The sequence below is a fragment of the Paenibacillus sp. FSL R7-0048 genome (assembly GCF_038004505.1).
Taxonomy (GTDB): Bacteria; Bacillota; Bacilli; order Paenibacillales; family Paenibacillaceae; genus Paenibacillus_AQ; species Paenibacillus_AQ odorifer.
The window spans coordinates 6118704-6138350 of the sequence record NZ_JBBORF010000001.1; the positions used below are offsets into that span (position 1 = coordinate 6118704).

A 19647-nucleotide genomic window follows, 5' to 3' on the forward strand; every position below is an offset into this window, starting at 1 on the left:
ACACACAAAAAAACGACAGTGCTCCTGTAAAAAGGAAAACACTGCCGTTTTTTTCGTTTACCCTTCGATCAAGCTTACATCATCTAAATAAATTGTACTGCCCGCGCTAATTTCACTATTCGTCTCCGTACTATTCCCATCTATAAGCCCTAGCAAAAACACCAGATGAACACCAGCGTCTGTTGCCCCATTCATTGTAAAAGTGTAGCTGTATTCGTCCATATTCTGGGTCAAGGCTACAAGCTCATCTTCCATATATTTGGTGTAGTCCCCGCCTTTATGCTCCACAGCTACCTGAATATTGCGGTTTACTGTAGAACGAGCTTTAAACTTCAAGGTGTACGTTTTTCCCTGAACGAGCTTGAGATTTTCGTAATCCACCTGTGCGCTATAAGGGGCTTGCCCGGTACCTGTTAAGTTGATAGCAAATTCCCCCTCTTGAACAGATGCAGATCCGATTCCGTCAAAATACTGGCTCCAGCCCGTTGCATCTACATCGAAGGTTCCATTATCCAGCGTACCGCTTAGCGGTATTACTGGTGGACCCCCTTGTACTTCCCTGACCACAATATCGTCAAAAGAAATCGTATGCGGCGTATTGTTAGCCGCAGGATCAGCGCCCAGCGTTTTGCCGATCAGATAATTAAGCTTCAGCGGGTTGCTGTTCGACACCGTAAATTGTGCTGTATAAGTAGCCCAATCCGCATGAATATCAAACTTAGCTTGCGCGGAAGCAGCTGAAGTATTGGAGTATTCTAACACAATTTGGCGCGGAACCGTTGATTTCGCTTTGAAGCTCACCTCATACGTTTTTCCGCCCTCCAGTGGAATACCCTCTTGGAAAAATTGTGTATGCCACACCTCCCATCCGGCCGACGTAATCAGAATTTCAGCTACGCCATCCTTCACATTAAACGCGGAGACGCCACCTTCTCCGGACCATGTAGTCCAGCCCGTCTTATCGCTGCCAAACGAACCATTGATAACTAGATTGTTATCATTAGCTAGAATAGTCTGCGCGACAGTTGCAGTAACATAATGTTCAGCCTCAACAGTAATGGTATAACTTCCTTCTGCCGGAAATACTGCTGCTTCAATTGTGATTTTTCCCGGTTCAATAGTGTACTGCTCTGCATTAAGTGTTGTACCGTTAACCTTTACCGCCATGATTTGATTCCGCCAATTTGCATTGTCGATAAAAGTAAGCTCAATCGGCTGCGAAACTCTGTTATTGCTGCTGTCGCTTAGCAGCTCCTGCGGTTTGGCCGGTGCATTTTTGATCTCAAATTTCACATTGTCAATGATAATATCATGGTTTTGAGGAATACTAATCCCCTCAACCTTCCCAAGCAGGAATTTAAGAGACAATGTATCCTTGCTGCCTTGCCGGAATTCGAATCTGTAATGATTCGTCTCCGGCGTTACCTCCACAATATTGCTGAATGAGGCCTGATACGTACCATTTTCTACGTTCACCCCGATTTTGCGGATTACGGTTGAACTGGCATCAAATTCAACCACATAATCCATTCCAGCAGCAGCTTTCAAGTTGTTCTGAAACAACATTACAGAATACGCCTGACTGCCGGTATTCGTAATGCTAAATTTTGCTGCTCCATCTGCAACCGTAGCGCTGCTCTGACCACCCTGCTCTGTCAACAGGCGATCCCAGGCGCTAAACCCAAAGTTAAATTCACCATTCAGGAGCGGGTAATATATTAGCGATGGATCAAAATAGAAGCTAGTACGTATCATCTGGAAGTTATCCAGAACGACTGTATCCACAGCTCCGTTTAACAGTAATACGAATTGTCCTTCATGATCGGTTGCACCTCTAAGATTAATAAAGGTGGCTTTAATTTTTTGCTCACCTTCGCTTAAGCTAACCGGTTGTTCTGCCTGTACACTGCCGTCTTTTCCTAGTAGTTGGACCGTTCCTGTGCGTGCAGAGGAGACTGAAGCATTGAAGGTAACCTCGTAGTCCTGCCCTTGAATGAGCTGAATTCCCTTCTGAAGTAACCGAACCTCACCATTTTCACTGCCGCCAATCTGTAGCTTTAACTGGCCATTGTCATTAACGCTTGATTCTACCGTTGCACCACCAGCTGCTTCCGTATGCCAATAACTCATCCGATTGGGTTCCCCAATATCGAAAGTACCATTGTACAGATGATTACCGTTGGCCAGCGGTTCCTTCACACTATCATGAGGGAATTGAATATTCTCAATCTCTTCTAATCTGACATTACCAAACCATACCGGTGAAGTATTGGTACCCACGTTGAACTCGACGCGTGCAGCAATATCTGAGTTTTCCTTCATTTGAAACATCGTCTCGTAATGCGTCATCGCTGAAGTTAGATCTACCTTAAGCGATGGAGAATACGCTGCAAATCCACGAGATTCTCCACCTGTTAACCGGACGCTCATACTGCGGGACATATCGGTTTTGGCATCGAAGCTGAGTTTATAGAACCTGCCTTTAGCTATAGATACGATAGCTTGGGGTTGAATCGAATAAAAATTGCCGCCGCCACTGCTGATATCTACCTTCACATAATTGCGCTCCCCAATAGGAACGGTAGAAACCGTAGCTTCAGCCCCTGCTTCTTTATAAAGTGCCCAATGTGCGGTATTCGGGATTCCCATACCGTCATCCCCCGGCGCCTGCTCCGAATAATTGTTGTTATAGACCATGTTGCCGTCTGCCAATGCAAGCTTGGAGCCTTCCGGATAGGCTTCCTTCTCCAGTGTAACTGGAATAGGCTCGCGGTACTCACGACCTGTCAGCTCGTAGACTCTAACGTAATCAATCTCCATCGATTTTGGAAATACGGTTTCGCTAGTCGGATCACCATCAAAGTTACCGCCTACGGCCAGATTCATCAGCAAATGGAACTTCTGATTAAACGGCGCTGGATACACATTATTGGCAGGCTGCCCATTGCTGATGCTGTACCAGTCATTTTTGGTCGAATATAATTCACCATCCACATACCAGCGAATTTCGCCCGGCTCCCACTCAATAGAGTACGTATGGAACTGCTCAATCGTAGCGTTGTCCGGAAATACATACTCTTTGCCGGAGTATACATTGTTCGGCGCCATACCGCCGTAATGAATCGTCCCCGCTACCGTGTCTGGACGACTGCCCCAGCCTTCCATAATATCAAGCTCACCGGAAGCAGCCCAAGTCCCGTACACATCGTTCTCCGGCAGCATCCAGATCGCCGGCCAGTACCCTTTTCCAGTAGGTGCTTTGGCCCGAATTTCAAATTTCCCATATTTCTTACTAAACAACCCTTTAGTCTTAATCCGTGTAGAAGTATATTGTTTGCCAGCTTTTTCTTCTTTGTGGGCCGTAATGATCAGGTTACCGTCCTGTTCCTTTACATTCTTCTCATCGTTGGTATACCACTGCTTCTCATTGTTTCCCCAACCTGGATTGTTGTATTGCGATCCATCTCCAAGGTCATAGGTCCACTTTGTAGCATCAATCTCTCCATCATCAAACTCATCCCCCCACACCAGTGTCCACGGATCAGTGGTCGGTGTTTCGGTTGGTGTTGGTGTGGCTGTTGGTGTCGGTGTTTCGGTTGGTGTTGGTGTTGGTGTGGCTGTTGGTGTCGGTGTTTCGGTTGGTGTTGGTGTTGGTGTTGGTGTGGCTGTTGGTGTCGGTGTGGCTGTTGGTGTCGGTGTGGCTGTTGGTGTCGGTGTTTCGGTTGGTGTTGGTGTTTCGATTGGCGTAACAGTTGCCGTAGGTGTCGCCGTTGCTTCAGGTGTGGAGTTTGGTGTCGATATTGGACCTACATTCCCCGAACTGCTTGGCGCTGAGCTTGCTATTGGCAATGTTGTTTTGCCAGTGTTTCCTTTTTTAATGCTACACCGCCAATCGTTACTCCATCGGCTTTGTTATCTATTGTGGTTACGCTTCCGCTGCCTTGAATTGCTGTACCTCCAGCGCTCGCAGATAGGATTAGTGCCGCCACTTGTGAATTGTTCTCCAATGTTAATTGGGTCGGACTTCCCAGAGTAAGGCTGCCGACAGTTCCAAGGATTCTTAACAAAGAACCGCTGACTGCTGAGTCTGCCGAACGAACCGCTCCAAATTTTCCGCGAAGCGAAATATTGTGAGGAACGACATCCATCTCAACATCCCCAAACCCTGCCCCGGTAAGATCGCTGGTTTCTTCCAAGATTGCCCCAGATAGCAGCCGCACTGTACCCACAGCTGTTGACCCGCTGGCATAAATCCGAACCTTACCATTAGGCTTGGCTACTTGAAGCAGTCCAAGAGAAGTATGGTGTAAGCCGATACTTTGCTCGCCGCCTCCCCGTACAAAAGTAGTCCCAGTTACCTTTACACCTTCAAGCTTTGCATTCCCGTCAGCTATCCCCTCGGTTAGATAAAGATTACCTTGGATGACCGTGTCTTTAAGAATCACATCAGCCCGATTAATGACTACATTGCCCTTTACTGTTCCTAGTGAAGTCTCTCCTGATTTCAGGAGGAGTCCCGAAACCATTCGATCAGCCAACTGAGCTAACTCTGCACGGGTGATCCCACCATCTGGCTTAAACAAACCTCCAGGATATCCTTTTACATAACCTGCACTCGATAGAACAGCTATTGCTTTTGCGGTTTCATCGCTGACTCCGTTCAGATCGGTGAATGCTGCTGTACTGCTTTTGTCTGCATTGAAACGAAACACTTTCTCCAATGCTAACGCCGCCTCAGCGCGCGAAAGTGCTTTTGAAGGATAAATATTGTTCTTCTGATCACTGCTTAAATATCCAGCTGCAATCCCTTTGGCTATATCATTTTTATACCAGTCTGTAGCCTGGACATCAGCGGGAACCTTATCCGATTGCTCCTGATAATTAAATATACGATTCATAATAGCTGCGAATTCTGCCTTCGTGACTTCCTTACCCGGACGAAACGACCCGTCGTCATATCCGCTTATGATCCCATTTGCGCTCCAACGCTGTAATGGGCCTGCGGCCCAATGACTTGGAGATACATCGGTAAACGCTTTCAATCCATTGATTGGTTCATTTTCCACTTTCATTGCCGCTGAATCAGGTGAGTTTTCCTTTAACCCCTCTGCCGCTGAAGCATTCATGCTCCCAACCGGTGATAGCAGCCCGGTGACAAGGAGCATAGCAGCAAGCGCTGCTGTGAAATTCCTTTTCATCCTAAACATCACTCCTCGAATTTCGTAATATTCGTAATTCAAGCGAAAAATCGAAATCGGTTTCGACAATGCTATTGTTGCTTAGTTTTCTATTTTTGTAAAGATGTAATTTTGAATTTTTTTACATAGATTGTTTTGGAATAAATCTGCATAGTGAAATATATATTTGACTTGTTTCGGCAATAATAATAGACTGAAAATAATTGAATTTTCATTCACCCTATTCATAATAACTCGCAAATAACCGCTCTAGAACAGTCTTTTTCTCAAATTTCAACTATTTAGCGGAGGGTGGCTTTATTAACTATGAATATCAAAATGATTGCCGAAATGGCCGGCGTTTCTGTCTCGACTGTTTCGAAAATTATGAACAATTACAGCGATGTTTCCGAAAAAACCAAGCAAAGAGTTTTGGAGATCATCGAACAAACCGGATATTCACCTTCCAACTCCGCCAAGACACTCGCAACTAAGAAGTCGAATCTGATCGGGGTTATTTTTGCTGGCGAGCTTAATGTCGAATTTACCCATCCCTTTTTCGTAGAAGTGCTAAATTCCTTTAAAAAGCAGATGGGCGTTCTGGGCTACGATCTCATTTTCTTTTCCAACGAGAAATTCATCAGCAGCGGCGATTATTTCGCTCGATCTGTTCATTTTAATGTGGATGGATGTGTCATTATTTCCGGGCAAAAGATGGAGCCTACCATCCGCGATCTGGATATGAGCAGTATTCCTTGTATCGGGGTCGACCTTGAGCTAAAGGGCAAAAAATCCGGCTTTGTGATGTCAGATAACTTTCAGGTTTCTTCCAAGGTCGTGGAGCATTTTTATCTACTTGGCTATAGAGAGCTTGGATTTATCGGAAGTGCAGCGGATTCAGACATTTCTAACCTGCGGGAATCCGGATATGTCAAAGCTATTGAAAGTTTTGGCCTCACTTTGAACCGTCAGTGGTTTGTTCATGGCGACGATTTCTTTGAGCCCAGCGGTTATACGGCTATGCAGCAATTAATTCAAGCCGGAAATTTACCAAAAGCCATTTTTGCGGCTTCTGATTTGCTGGCTCTGGGAGCCATCCGGGCTTTGAAAGAACACGGCCTCAGCGTTCCTGAAGATATTGCCATTATCGGTTGTGACGACATTGAAGCCTGTAAATATACCAGTCCAAAACTGTCGACCATCCGCCAGAACAAAGAACGGCTTGGCATCCTCGCTGCTCATATGCTCTATGACTTGATTAACAATCAGTCTGGCGGTGGATCGTTTGTAGTGGAGCCTGTGCTTATTGTACGTGAATCCTGTGGCAGTCAATTAAATACTCAGTAATCAACAAAAAAAAGACAACAGCCAATGTAAGCGGGTTTCCGCAAACGGCGTTGTCTTTTTATTGATTAACCGAAACGTTTCGTTATAAACATTCATTGGACATTAACTCGCCAAATTCCACCTCTTAATATGGAGTAGGTATCCCTACCTGATGATCCAAATTCAACTCAATCAATTGTCCAGCCTGGGTCAATCCGGCACCAAAACCATACATCAGGATCTTTTGTCCATTTTGTACTTTACCCTCGCGGATGCCCAAATCGAGTGCTAAAGGAATCGTGGCAGCAGAAGTATTGCCGAAATTCACAAGACTGTGCAGCACCTGCTCCAGCGGATAATTTAATCGCTCACAAATTGGCTCAATCATGCGCATATTAGCGCTGTGTGGAATAAACCAGTCTACTTCCTCCAGAGTTACCTCCGCTTTTTCAAGCAGCTGTTGCACACCTAAAGGAACCGTTCTGACCGCCCAGCGAAACACTTCACGTCCGTTCTGTACCAGCATTTGTGTATCTACCAGCTCAATATTGTTTGCAGTATGGGCAAGCCCCGTACGGTACCATGATGTGCCCCACCGCCATCACTTGCCAGCTGGAAGCCCAAAAATCCCGTCGACTGCTCATCACTTTCCACAAGCACAGCTCCCGCTCCATCCCCAAAAAGAATACATGTACTGCGGTCAGTATAATCCGTAATCTTGGAGATCGTATCCGCACCAATAACCAGTACCTTGCGATGCATTCCTGAAGCCACATAACTGTGAGCAGTATGCAGTGCATAGACAAAACCCGCGCATGCTGCACTCAAATCCATAGCACCCGCAGTCTGTGGAATATTAAAACGATTTTGAATCAAAGAAGCTACTGAGGGAAAGGAAAAGTCAGGTGTGCTCGTAGCTACCAGGACCATATCGACATCCTGAACGCTTTTTCCATAACGAGTCATAAGATCCTGCACAGCTGCTGCACATAAATCACTTGTATACTCATCCTGCCGACTAATTCGACGCTCACGGATTCCGGTCCGTTGCACAATCCATTCATTATTTGTATCTACGATCTGTTCCAGATCGGCATTAGTCAGTCTTTTAGCTGGGACATAGGTTCCGATAGCGGTAATTTTTGCACCTGTCATTCCAATCACCTCTTCAATTAGTATCTGATATTAGTACTTGGTACTAATTATAACTCTGTGCCTGCTAAAAAGTAAAGAAGGCCGGTAAAGCATCCTAGCTTCCCGGCACTTCCGAAACCTTACGAACCCACTTAGAACCGTTTTCTATTACGCTGCTTTCTTTTTCTGATAAACAATATAATCGCAGTTACAATAACCACCACTAAAATGATAAGCACAATCACGATATTCCATACATTAGGCACATAAACCTGCATTTGAATTGGCTCTGTATCCGCTAGTGTAACATTCCAAGTAAGGGTTCTGCCGTCCTCCACATTTGCATTATTGTCTCCATATAAATCCACAGGTAACGTTAATTTAAAGTCGAAAGCCATGTTTTGCAAAAACGCCCGAATAATCGGCTTCGATAAGCTGAGCGATCCCATATTATCCATTATGGTGTCTATGTAACTATTTAATTTGGGCTTCGCCTCAACATCATATTTGGTATAAAACCAATAATCTTTGGTATCTAATTTCAGGTCCACAATATCCAAGTCACCAGAGAGTGCTTTCATTTCCTCAAAAGAGGCATAAGATTTCATGAATTCATAGACTGTAGATTTTCCATCTTGGCTTTTCTCTAGCTCAATCCCCTGATCTTTAAGTTTGTTTACCAGAGCATCTTCCATTTTTTCGCTAATCAACGCTTCTGCCCGCGAATTCACTTTCATATTCACTGCAAAATCTACGCTTCCATTCTTATTCACTGTGACATGCGCTGTTCCTTTAGAACAGCCTGATAATAGTACAAGCATTAAGAGCAGCCCTAGTAACGAAAACCCTCTCCATTTTGACAACAACATTTCCCTCAAACCCTTCACTAACATGTATTTATATAACGGCTACCCATTCTATAAAGGCTACCTCATTTATATCATAGAATCAAACTCTATATGAATGAATAATCAAATTTGAGGACCGTCAAACTTAAACTTTATACGCGCATAAAAAAGAGGCCCTCACAGAAGTAACTATTTCTACTCATGAGGTAACCTCTTTCAAAAAAACATCAGCAAATTTAATGTTACTTGAAGTGCTCGTTGTCGCTTGGGTGCACGGTGTTACTTGGACTTTCAAAGTCGCTTTCGGACTCCAGAGCCGTTATTTCCGCACAAACGTCTCTTTTCATAAGCTATCGGACTCCAGTGTCACTATTGCCTCAAAATTACCCCTACATGAGCCATTTCACGAGGAATAGCGCCCCTCCAGTCCGAAACTAACCGGAAAAGGCTCTAAATTAGCAAATAGCGGCAGTTGAGTCCGAAAGCACAACGCCCTCCCTCCCGCAACCGCCCTACCGCCTCCCGCAACCGCCTTACTACCGCCTCCCGCAACCGCCTTACTACCGCCTCCCGCAACCGCCTTACTACCGCCTCCCGCAACCGCCTTACTACCGCCTACCGCAACCGCCCTACTATCGCACTACTGCAGCACTACTACCACCCTACTGCCGAAACAAAAACACTACTCCACAAACAACATCTGACTCTAAAACCACTCCATTGCCCATCAAGCTGGGCTTATAGAGTCCCGCTTATGTGGTTAACGAGGCGCTTCTTTTCCCCGCTCCATGTAGTGAAGCATTCTCTTCACTCAAGCCGGTGTCCGCTTGTCGGAGAACCTTTCGCCCCCTCCAGCGCGCCAAAACAAGCAAACCTCTCACCAATTCGTCGGCTATCATACAACAATAGATTCCTATGAGTCCCCAGCCGAAGCTGATTCCTAACCAATAGGAGCAGCCCACGCCAATGAGGGACATAGACACGATGGAAGTATACATCGTATAACGCGTATCCCCGATGGCATTCAGCGCGTTGCCGAGGGCCATATTCAGCATTTTGGAGGGCTGGAGCAATAGATTTAGAGCTAACAAAGAAACCCCGATCGCAATAATTTTCGGATCAGATGTGAAATAAGCGAGCAGTTGTTTTCCGAACAGGAATAGTAACAGCATGTTAGCTGACACAATGCTCAAACCAATGAAGAGTGTACGATATGCACTGCGGTAAGCTTCTTTCAGTTTGCCTGCTCCGAATAAATGAGCAATCTGTATCTGCCCCGCCAGAGCAAAAGCATAACCAAGCGTGAAGCAAAAGGACTCCAAGGTGTTAAGATACGTGCGTGCTGCTAACGCTTCGGCTCCAAGTGCAGCCAGAAAGGAATACACAATAAGCTGGGAGAATACCCAACAGGAAGAATTGATCCCGAGAGGCCAGGCAATCTTCAGAATTTGCTTGAACAGCTTGCCATTGAATATACGGAAATCTCTAAGTCTAACCTTGATCTCGAAAGAACGCCGGAATAAGGAGTAGAGAATAATCACTCCGACCAGTCTACTGACAATACTGGAGATCGCGATGCCCGCAAGGCCTAGCTGTGGCAGACCGAATACCCAAATATAAAAATATAGTTCAGAATTATATGGATGACATTGATTATAATCCCTGTGTACATCGGCCCTTTGGTATTCCCTGTGTTCCGGATAGCGGTACCGAGGGAAGCGATCATCCCGACCATAAAAAGTCCACCGCCGACATAGGAGATATAGACATTCGAAAGTGATAATAGTTCCGGTGCTATATTTAGAACCCCACCAATAGGGCCCGCATAGAAAAACAACACAATACTCACGACAATCCCCAACACGAGGCTAACCGATACTCCCATAATAGCAATCGTGCGCGCTTCACCAAAACGTTTGGAGCCCATTCTCTGTGCGATCAGAATCCCCGCTCCACCCGCAAATGTTGTAAAAAGTGTGGTCAATGCACCGAACAATTGATTGGAAATGCCGACTACGGCGACTGCATCATCAGAGATACGGCTGACCATTAATGTATCTACCGTACCCAGCAGAGTCTGTAGAAATACCTCTATAAATATAGGCCAAGCCAATACCCAGAGCCCAAAACCCTGTCTTTCTTTTTTCACTATACAAACCCTCCTCGTAAACCATACCTACAGACTTAGCCTAAAAAATAACATCTTTATTCATTAGGTCAGACTAAATTATAGATGATATACTTTGGATGATGGTACAGATTTCAAACCAATTATTACATTATTCCAACCTCACAAAAAGGAGCCTCTGACATGAACATCTTGAACTTCACCGTTCCTCCGTTGCTGTACTACATTGTAAGCGGATTCCATACTTTCTCCCCCGGCCATTATCATATGAGCCGCCATAATACCCGGGTGTTCGATTTGCTTGTAGTTAAACAAGGCTGTTTATATATGAGTGAAGGCGGTCTCCCTTTTCAAGTAAAAGCAGGTCAGGCGCTCTTACTTCGTCCAGACAGCCATCATTTCAGTACGGATAGCTGCAAGGAATCCACCTCTTATTATTGGCTGCATTTTCAAACGGTGGGCGACTGGAATATGACCGAGGATACGACTGCTACGCTTGAGAAAGACAACGTCAAAATAGAGAACTCCCTGCAATCTGACGAATTTGATATCCGGCCGTTTAGCTTACGCTTGCCTCAATATACAACTCTGCTGCAGCCGTCCAAGATGGAAGAGCTGCTCTCGCAGCTGAATCAGCTTGTGCCTAATTCCCATTTAAGCGATACTCCATTTCAGCAGCAGCTGTTGTTTCAGGAGGTTATACAGCAGTTATCCGCCTCCCTCAGCCATGAGCGCCCCTCGCCCTCCAAAATATGTGCAGAGCAAGCGGCCTCCTATTTACGCAGCCATTTTCGTGAGCATATCACTGCGCAGCAGCTCGGGGAAAGTCTAAGCTTTCACCCTGTATATATCGCTCGTTGCATGAAGAAGGAATACGGCTGTGCGCCGATGGAATATCTGCTGCATTATCGGATTCAGCAAAGTAAACTTTTGCTGATGCAGACCAGCTACACAATTGCCCGTATAGCCGAGGAAGTTGGCTTCAATCAGGCGCCTTACTTCAGCTCCAGCTTTATTCGAATAGAAGGAACCACTCCACGGGAATTCCGTCAACGTTTCTCGTAAATCTGAGTACGTTAAAGAACACAAAAAAAGGGGATGCTCCCTGCCATTATGATATGCTCCCCATACAGTAGACAGGTGAAATAATAAAAACCTGTCGCTGTATGGGGAGCATTTTTATGGAACAAAAGAAGTTTACAGCACTGGAAAAGTTAACGATTCTCCAAGAAATTGAACGGGGCGACATTGGTTTGAAAACTGCGGCCCGGAAGTATGGAATATCCAAAAACTCATTAGTGAAGTGGCGGCAACGTTATCAATTGTATGGATACGAAGGGCTGGAAGTCCGAAGCTACAATCGTACATATTCTGCAGAACTTAAACTCCATGCCGTTAAGGACTATCTCGAGGGAGGATTGTCGCAAAACCAAATCATCTGCAAGTATAAAATTGCAAGTTCAACCCAACTCGCCAACTGGATTAGGAAGTATAATGGTCATAGCAACAGCTTAACAGCTCATTCAGGAGGAACTAAAGCTATGACCAAAGGACGCGTAACCACTTGGCAGGAACGGATAAATATCGTGCTGTACTGCCTTTCGAACAGAGAAGACTATGCGAAGACGGCAAGCCATTTTCACGTGTCTTACCAACAAGTATATAGCTGGGTAAAGAAGTACGAAGCTGGTGGTGAAGAGGCGTTACGAGACGGTAGAGGACGCACTAAAGCGCCTGAAGAACTTACGGAAGCAGATCGCCACAAACTCGCGATGCAAAAGCTGGAATACGAGAATGCACGCCTGCGTGCGGAGAATGCTTTTCTAAAAAAGTTAGAGGAACTCGAAAGGAGGAGACGTTAAGGACCATTCGCCAGGTGAACATCTACTTGGCCATTCAGGCCGTTCAGCAGGAACAGACATGCTCCATTCGGCTTTTGTGTGACATCGCAGGGATTTCACGGTCAAGTTATTACAAATGGTTGAATCGCAAACCCAGTTATCGAGAGGCTGACAACGAGAAACTGACAGAGGCTATGCTCCTCTTGTATGAGAAGGTGGAACGAACCTTTGGGTATCGTCAATTGACCCTGCATTTGCGCAGACAAATGGATAAATCTATTAACGCAAAGCGAGTGTACCGGCTGATGAGATGCCAAGGCATCCAGTCAGTCATCCGCAGAAAGAGAAAGAAGTATGTAGGCTCCACACCTCAGCAGGTTGCAGAGAATGTGCTGAACCGTAATTTTAAGGCTGAAGCTCCAAACCAAAAATGGGTAACGGATGTAACGGAATTCAAATACGGCAACGGCAAGAAGGCGTATTTAAGTGCAATAAAAGATCTGTATGACAAGTCGATTGTTGCTTACGTTCTGGGTCATTCCAATAATAATTCGCTAGTTTTTAACACACTGGAATTAGCTTTGAAGGCAGCACCGGGGAGCCGAACCTTACTCCATAGCGACCGTGGTTTTCAGTATACCTCTCTGCATTTTAAAAAGATGCTGGACGATGCAGAACTGAAGCAAAGCATGTCCCGAGTAGGCTGCTGCATTGACAATTCGCCGATGGAATCCTTCTGGGGAACATTGAAATGTGAGAAGTACTACTTACATTCCTACCAGACCTTTGAAGAACTCCAAACAGATATTGATACCTACATTCATTTTTACAATAACGAACGGTTACAGGCAAAACTAAACGGCCTCAGTCCCATTGAATTTAGGACTAAGGCCGCTTAAACTACTTTTATTTTTTGTGCTGTCTACTTGACGGGGTGCAGTTCATTAGGCTTAAGGAACATCCCTTGCTACTTTTATTATTTCAAACCCTTCTCCTGCACATAAGCATCCCATTGCTTGATATATTCGGTCTGGATTTTTTCAAGGCCGGCTTGCTTAGCCTTTTCCATAAAGGTGGCTAAACCCGCATCAACATCCTCTACTAATCCAGCTTGCAATGGATACAGGTATTGCTTTTCCACCTGCTCTAGTGCTGCTTTTTCCGCCTGATAAGAGGTATAATCCTCAGCAAAACCGGTGAAAATATCCGGCTTCTGAATTTTGTCGAGCTCAGCGAAAATTTCCTTCACGCCATCATAGGATTTATCAAATAGCATGAACTCCGGATTCCGCCAGGCCCAGCCATTCATTCCCTCGCGTGTAAAACCGTTCGTTGAAGCATCTCCAATAAGTTCATAGTAGCCGTTCGCATCAATTTTATAGTTCTTTCCTTCCACACCGTATTGTGTCAGCTGATTATAACGTTTATCCATGACCATTTTTTCATAGAAGGCCAGTGCACGTTCAGGGTTCTTGCTGCTCTTCGGAATGGCGAAACCATTATGAATAGGATGAACTGGTGTTGCATAACCAATGGTATTGCCATAAGGATAGTAACCTAGATCCCAATCCGGATGTGCTGCTTTCACCTTCATCAACGTATCGTTGAAGCGAGTCGGATTATCTCCGAAGATGCTTGCTGCCTTGCCCGCGATAATCGGAGCCTGGATGGTATCCTTCAAGTTCAGGACGTTTTTGGAAATCAATCCGTTTTCCTGCCAGCGTCTCATCGTCAGCAGCTCTTCTTTATGTTCCTCCGAGCCCCAATACAGATAAGCTTTTGAAGGATCATCGTACTTAATACCAATACCATAAGGCAGCGGACTGCCGACCTGTGCGGTAAGTGTTGAATATACATCATGAATGTTACCTCTTACATCACTGTTAAAAGAAGCAGGTGACATCTGCGGTTCATTTTTCTTGATTCCTTCCATGTATGCTTCATAGCTAGCCAGATCTGTCGGCTGAGGCAGATTGTATTTCTTGCGCAGATCCTCACGCCATACGAAGCCGTTGGTTACATACTCCTTATAAGTCGCTGGAACGGTGTAAATCTTGCCATCAATCTTCACGGCATCCCACATTTCCTGTGGTACGAATTGCTGGAGTTCCGGGGCAGCTTTGGGCAGCAGATCATCTATAGCCAAAAAAGCTCCCTTTTTCGCATAAGCTTGATATTGTGTCCAGTCCGCAGTGAAGATCAGATCGATCGATTGACCCGACGACAGCAGCAGCTTATATTTCTGATCCCAATCTGTCCAGGTTGTATAGTTGAATTTAACGGTTGCATTCAGATCCTCTTCAGCCATTTTGTTAATTTCCGCTTCAATGCTTGAGAGGTCCTTCGGCGCATCGCCTAGCATATAGAATTGCAGCTCGACCTTTTTGGAAGTGTCCAGTCCGGTCTTCTCCTCAGTCCCTGCGTTCGTACTTTGTGCTGTGTTTCCTCCGCTATTGCTCTCTTTTACCGCCGCATTGTCTCCGTTTGCAGAATTAGAATTCCCCCCGCAGCCTGCCAGTAGCGTCATGCCCAGTACTGACGTAAGCAGAATAGACATGCGTTTGCCCCGTTGTTTATTCATCTGAATCCTCCCTTTTCACTATGCTTCTATGTTAGCCGACTGTACCTTTACCCGGTAGTGGGCAGGTTGCGGTTCTAACCTTTTACAGCGCCGATGGTTAGGCCTTTGACAAAATAACGCTGAACGAACGGGTACAGAAAAAGAATAGGTCCCGTCACGACAATTGCCATCGCCATTTTGGTAGACTCAGCAGGGACCTCCGTAGCCAGTGACACCCCGGTTCCCGCCCCCATCTGTGCGATAAACTGTGCTGAATTGATAACATTGTACAGATAGAACTGCAGCTGATATTTATGCGTATCATTGATGAACAGTGAAGAGGTGAACCAGTCATTCCAGTAATACAAAGCCAGAAACAAACCGACTGTAGCGATGCCCGGCATGGAAAGCTTGAGTACAATCTGCCAGTAAATCCGGAAATCACCAGCCCCGTCTATTTTTCCAGAATCGAACAATTCCTCAGGAACTGCTGATTTGATGAAGTTTTTCATTAAAATGATCAAAAATGGCGTCATCAGACCTGGAAGCACCAGTACCGCATAGGAATCCAACAAACCGAGGTATTTCGTAATCATGATGTACCAAGGGACAAGTCCTCCCCCAAACAAAGTCGTAAAGTATATATAGAAGGAAAAGCTATTTCGATATTTAAAATCTTTACGCGCCAGTACATAACCCGCCATAGTCATGAAAAAAAGTCCCATTACCGTTCCAATAGCAGTTGTGCTGACTGTGACCGCATATGCCCGCAGCACCTCATCCGGGAAGATGAATACCGTCTTGTAGCCCTCCAGTGAGAACTGTGCCGGAATCAGATGATAGCCATCGCGAATAATGGACTCATTGCTGGTCAAAGATGCAGAGATAATTAGCAAAAAGGGCAGCAGGCAAGCGATCGATAAGCCAATAATGACCACATAGGCAATCCAATGAAGCATTCGCGTATATTTATCCTTTTGAATTTTCATTTCTTATCCTCCTAGAACAGGGCGTAGTCATCGTTTATTTTGCGGATAATGTAGTTGACCGTCATAATGAGAACGAAGCCGAACAAGGATTGATAGACCCCGGCAGCCGTTGCCATGCCCACATCAAAGGTTACTTTAAGCGAACGGTATACATAGGTATCAAGGATATCCGTCGTATTGTAGAGCAGCCCGTTATTGCCTATTAATTGATAGAAAAGATCGAATTGGCCCTTCATAATACTCCCGAGCGCAAAGAGCAGCAGCACCACAAAGGTTGATTTCAGCATCGGCACCGTTATATACCAAATCCGCTGGAAAATATTAGCGCCATCAATTTTGGCCGCTTCATAATATTCGTCACTAATCCCCGTAATCGCCGCCAGATAAATCACCATGCTGTAGCCAAGATTTTTCCATAGATAAAAGATAATGATCAGAAAGATCCATGCCCAAGGTTTACTGTAAACGTCGACCGGATCAAGGCCAAATTGGGTAAGCATTGTATTTAAGAAACCGCTGTCATAATTAAACAAGTTGTAGACAATTACGCTGAGAATTACAAAAGATACGAAGTAAGGCAAAAACATTACTGATTGGCTAATCTTTTTAAACCATTTTCCATTGAGCTCACTCAGCAGGATCGCACAGACAATTGCCAGCACATTCCCTAGTACAATAAAAGCAATATTGTATCCTATCGTGTTCATCGTGAGCTTCACCAGCGTACCGGATCTCCAGAGGAACTCGAAATTCTGTAATCCCACAAACTTGGAGTTGAACATGCTGCTGTTGAAGTCGAATTGAGTGAACGCATAATAGATGCCTACCATTGGAAAATAGGAATTCACCAGAAAAAAGATCAAGGTGGGCAGCAGCATCAGAAACATTACCCGATTGTGCACCAGCTCATACAACAATCCTTTCTTCTTTCTTGTCGTTCGTAAGCGTGCTCTACCATCAGCCTGGATGCCAAGTTCGACGTTTGAAATTCCTTTGGATGAGGTTTGGCTCAAGATCTCTCACTCCCCTTAATATAGAAACTGCATAATTCCACTATAGGGAGATTCTTCTGAACACAGAAGTGAAGCTTACAAGCCTTACTGTACAAACTGGCGAAACAGGAACTGAACAATCAGGATGTTTATGTAAAAGTCTTCGGAGACCCCCAGAGCTTCTCAAGCTTCGCTAACTCCTTATAATCCTTGTAGAAAAGACTGTTTTGTACACGAATATTTAATTTGTTCACTCCCTTCAGATTGGAAAAATGCAGGATTCTAAGGTTGCTCCACTGTTCTGTTCACTCTTGGGGACTTATAATAAAGGAACTTCATAATATGAATTCATCCAGAGTCTTGTCCGAGTAAGTCATATGATGATCAGGGGGGACGGTATGAAGAATAATGATCTACGGAGAAAAAGACTACTGTATGGCAAGCTGCTCACCACCATAACCCTGTGCATATCGTTAACCCTTCTTATCTCTACTTTTGTTTACTATACGTACTACATCGGCGTCGAGAAGACGCAAACCTTTCGCTCCGATCTAAGGGATCTGACCCAGACTGGCAAAAAAGTGGTCAACATGGCTGAAGTAGCGCAAACGCTTTCATTTCAACTGTATCGAACCAGCACGATTTCTCATCTGTTGTTCTACAACAAGCCCTCTATTTATGAGGTAACCGCGGCGATGTCCGATCTCGGAAACTACTTAAATTCCATGCCTTATATTGAATCCATCTATGTATATAATCCGAATAATGACACGGTTTATATTTCGGCAGCACAGGGCCAGAATGGCGTATTCACCACCCGCGAACTGGTGGACACTGAAATTATTCAGATGCTGAATCATTATCAGGATTACAAAACATTTACGCCGATTCCGCGAACCTATTCCATAGATGAACCTGAGAAAAAAACCATCTCAGTCTATACTTACCTTTGCTATGATGCGATCAATTGGGACCGCTCTATTAACTCTGCGGTTATTGTTAACATATCCGCGGCTTGGATCAATAAAGAACTGGCTAACGGCAATACACCCGGTAGTGGCAGTACCTACATTTTGGATGACCAAGGCCGTTTTCTGTCGGGGAATAAGCTGACATTGGAGAAGCTCTCCGGGGATGAAAACAGTTGGCTGGAGCATCAAGTAAAAGCACGTTCTGCCGGCTATTTTACTGCCCCTTTTAGAGGGAATAAATCACTGGTGTCCTATACTTCGCCCGATTCGCTTGGCTGGCAATATGTGCGCATTACTCCTTATGAGGTAATTACTGAACAGACCAATCATATCCGCAATACTACGCTTCTGATTTCTTTAATTATTTTATTGTTCGGTCTTGTTATTTCTAGGGTACTGTCCAAACGGCTTTATCTGCCGATTGATTCGATCGTAAGCCGAATGAACACCCTTGAGGCAGATAAACGCAACAGTATGTTTACGATCAGGCAGAACTCATTACGCAATCTGGTGCTTGGCATTAAATCTCCTCATAACAGCCGGCAAAATGATGTTCAACAGCTGGGTATTTCTTTTAATTTAAACGAGGGCTACCGGCTAGTATTACTACGCATTGATGAGTACGAAGCTCTGCGAAAGGAACGAGGCTCTTATCTCCTTCCGTACAAGTTTGCCATCATGAATATTGCCTCAGAGATCTGTGGACAGACTTATCAGGTGGAAACTGTAGATATGAATGACGATAGTGTGGTCATGTTGCTTAGCAGCATGACCTCCACTGAGCATCTGGATACCGAGCTGATTGAAGTGCTGCTGCGGCAGATCCGTGTGGCCTGTTGTGATTATTTAAAAATCGGACTGTCGTTAGTGTACAGCCCTATCAGTGATAATCCAGATGTACTAAACCGGCTGTACAGTCAGGCCAGAGAAGCTTCCAAACATAGACTGTTTTATGGTCATGGCAGCCTGATCAATGCTGAGCGCATTAGCGAGCTTCAGAACAATCTTTACTCCTACCCGGCTGACAGCGAAAAAAAGCTGGTCGATGCGCTCACAAGTGGCAGAACAGACGAAGCCCGCAGTCACTTCTCCGAAATGGTACGTGAAATGGAGCAATATCCCTATCATGTGCTGGAACTTACTGTTTCAAGGGTGACGCTAACGATTAAACGAATTGTCGATAACATCAAGAAGCTTAGTCCTACCCCCACCGAAGGGATAATGGTGATGCCTTCGCTTGAACATTATGAAACAATAGAAGAATTTGAGGCAGCTTTTTACCAGCTTTTTGATCATATTCAGGAATTCCAAGCGGATAAGCGCAGCTCCAAGCAAAGCGATCTAATCCGGCAAATTAACCAAACCATTCAGCAATCTTACATGGACCCTTGCTTAAGTCTGAACCAAATTGCCGATGAACTTAATATGTCTCCAATCTATGTCAGCAGACTTTATAAGCAGCAGACCCTAACCACTATTGTGGATGTCATCATGGAGGTACGGATGAAGGAAGTATGCCGCCTGCTTGTAGAGAGTGATTTATCGGTATCGGATATTGCTGAAGTAACTGGCTTCACCAGCAGTTCTTATCTCCACCGGATGTTCAAACGCAACTTCAGCCTTACACCAATAGAATTCAGACGGACCAAAAACAGTTCATAACATGAATCACCTATCCCCC

10 protein-coding genes and 2 pseudogenes are annotated in these 19647 nt (G+C 45.0%); 4 read left to right on the top strand and 8 right to left on the bottom strand.

The window, feature by feature from the left end; translation table 11 throughout:
• Nucleotides 1-57: 57 nt before the first annotated feature.
• Both NSQ91_RS27095 and NSQ91_RS27100 read right to left on the bottom strand, forming a co-directional pair.
• A complete protein-coding gene (locus NSQ91_RS27095) occupies nucleotides 58-3849 on the bottom strand; it encodes a carbohydrate binding domain-containing protein (protein ID WP_340920694.1) in 3792 nt (1263 codons plus the stop codon).
• Nucleotides 3840-5198, bottom strand: a complete 1359-nt coding sequence (locus tag NSQ91_RS27100; protein WP_340920697.1) for an S-layer homology domain-containing protein — start codon at nucleotides 5196-5198, stop codon at nucleotides 3840-3842. The genes NSQ91_RS27095 and NSQ91_RS27100 overlap by 10 nt, the downstream gene beginning before the upstream one ends.
• Nucleotides 5199-5504: 306 nt before the next feature.
• Here NSQ91_RS27100 and NSQ91_RS27105 point away from each other — a divergent pair, with 306 nt between their 5' ends.
• Nucleotides 5505-6524: a LacI family DNA-binding transcriptional regulator gene (locus NSQ91_RS27105; protein WP_076128026.1), complete on the top strand. Its 1020-nt coding sequence runs from the start codon at nucleotides 5505-5507 to the stop codon at nucleotides 6522-6524.
• Between the two features lie 124 nt (nucleotides 6525-6648).
• Here NSQ91_RS27105 and NSQ91_RS27110 read toward each other — a convergent pair.
• From NSQ91_RS27110 to NSQ91_RS27120, 3 genes and pseudogenes are all read right to left on the bottom strand, one after another.
• Nucleotides 6649-7658 (bottom strand): annotated as a pseudogene (locus tag NSQ91_RS27110) (ketoacyl-ACP synthase III).
• 131 nt (nucleotides 7659-7789) lie between these two features.
• Nucleotides 7790-8500: a hypothetical protein gene (locus tag NSQ91_RS27115; protein WP_340920702.1), complete on the bottom strand. Its 711-nt coding sequence runs from the start codon at nucleotides 8498-8500 to the stop codon at nucleotides 7790-7792.
• Nucleotides 8501-9237: 737 nt separating this feature from the next.
• Nucleotides 9238-10637: pseudogene (locus NSQ91_RS27120) on the bottom strand (MATE family efflux transporter).
• 159 nt (nucleotides 10638-10796) lie between these two features.
• Between NSQ91_RS27120 and NSQ91_RS27125 the strand changes: the two are divergent.
• Both NSQ91_RS27125 and NSQ91_RS27130 read left to right on the top strand, forming a co-directional pair.
• Nucleotides 10797-11678: an AraC family transcriptional regulator gene (locus NSQ91_RS27125; protein WP_076128032.1), complete on the top strand. Its 882-nt coding sequence runs from the start codon at nucleotides 10797-10799 to the stop codon at nucleotides 11676-11678.
• A 116-nt stretch (nucleotides 11679-11794) separates the two neighbouring features.
• A protein-coding gene (locus tag NSQ91_RS27130) for an IS3 family transposase (protein WP_340916352.1) occupies nucleotides 11795-13353 on the top strand; the annotation gives its coding sequence in 2 pieces (ribosomal slippage) (nucleotides 11795-12428 and nucleotides 12428-13353; 1560 coding nt in all).
• Nucleotides 13354-13430: 77 nt separating this feature from the next.
• On the opposite strand, the gene NSQ91_RS27135 is transcribed toward NSQ91_RS27130, so the two are convergent.
• The 3 genes from NSQ91_RS27135 to NSQ91_RS27145 form a co-directional block, all read right to left on the bottom strand.
• Complete coding sequence (locus tag NSQ91_RS27135; RefSeq protein WP_143762780.1) at nucleotides 13431-15041, bottom strand: extracellular solute-binding protein; 1611 nt, start codon at nucleotides 15039-15041, stop codon at nucleotides 13431-13433.
• Between the two features lie 68 nt (nucleotides 15042-15109).
• Entirely contained in the window at nucleotides 15110-16003 is an 894-nt protein-coding gene (locus NSQ91_RS27140; protein ID WP_036685379.1) for a carbohydrate ABC transporter permease, read from the bottom strand.
• Between the two features lie 11 nt (nucleotides 16004-16014).
• The gene (locus tag NSQ91_RS27145; protein WP_094903677.1) at nucleotides 16015-16890 is read right to left on the bottom strand and encodes an ABC transporter permease; all 876 of its coding nucleotides are present in this window, start codon (nucleotides 16888-16890) and stop codon (nucleotides 16015-16017) included.
• A 503-nt stretch (nucleotides 16891-17393) separates the two neighbouring features.
• On the opposite strand from NSQ91_RS27145, the gene NSQ91_RS27150 reads away from it, so the two are divergent.
• Complete coding sequence (locus NSQ91_RS27150; RefSeq protein ID WP_340920706.1) at nucleotides 17394-19628, top strand: AraC family transcriptional regulator; 2235 nt, start codon at nucleotides 17394-17396, stop codon at nucleotides 19626-19628.
• Nucleotides 19629-19647 lie beyond the last annotated feature (19 nt).

Excerpts from the sequence above, each read along its gene's own strand:
- NSQ91_RS27100 (WP_340920697.1), bottom strand. The coding sequence starts at position 5,198 with ATGAAAAGGAATTTCACAGCAGCGCTTGCTGCTATGCTCCTTGTCACC.
- NSQ91_RS27105 (WP_076128026.1), top strand. The coding sequence starts at position 5,505 with ATGAATATCAAAATGATTGCCGAAATGGCCGGCGTTTCTGTCTCGACT.
- NSQ91_RS27125 (WP_076128032.1), top strand. The coding sequence starts at position 10,797 with ATGAACATCTTGAACTTCACCGTTCCTCCGTTGCTGTACTACATTGTA.
- NSQ91_RS27140 (WP_036685379.1), bottom strand. The coding sequence starts at position 16,003 with ATGAAAATTCAAAAGGATAAATATACGCGAATGCTTCATTGGATTGCC.
- NSQ91_RS27145 (WP_094903677.1), bottom strand. The coding sequence starts at position 16,890 with ATGTTTCTGATGCTGCTGCCCACCTTGATCTTTTTTCTGGTGAATTCC.
- NSQ91_RS27150 (WP_340920706.1), top strand. The coding sequence starts at position 17,394 with ATGAAGAATAATGATCTACGGAGAAAAAGACTACTGTATGGCAAGCTG.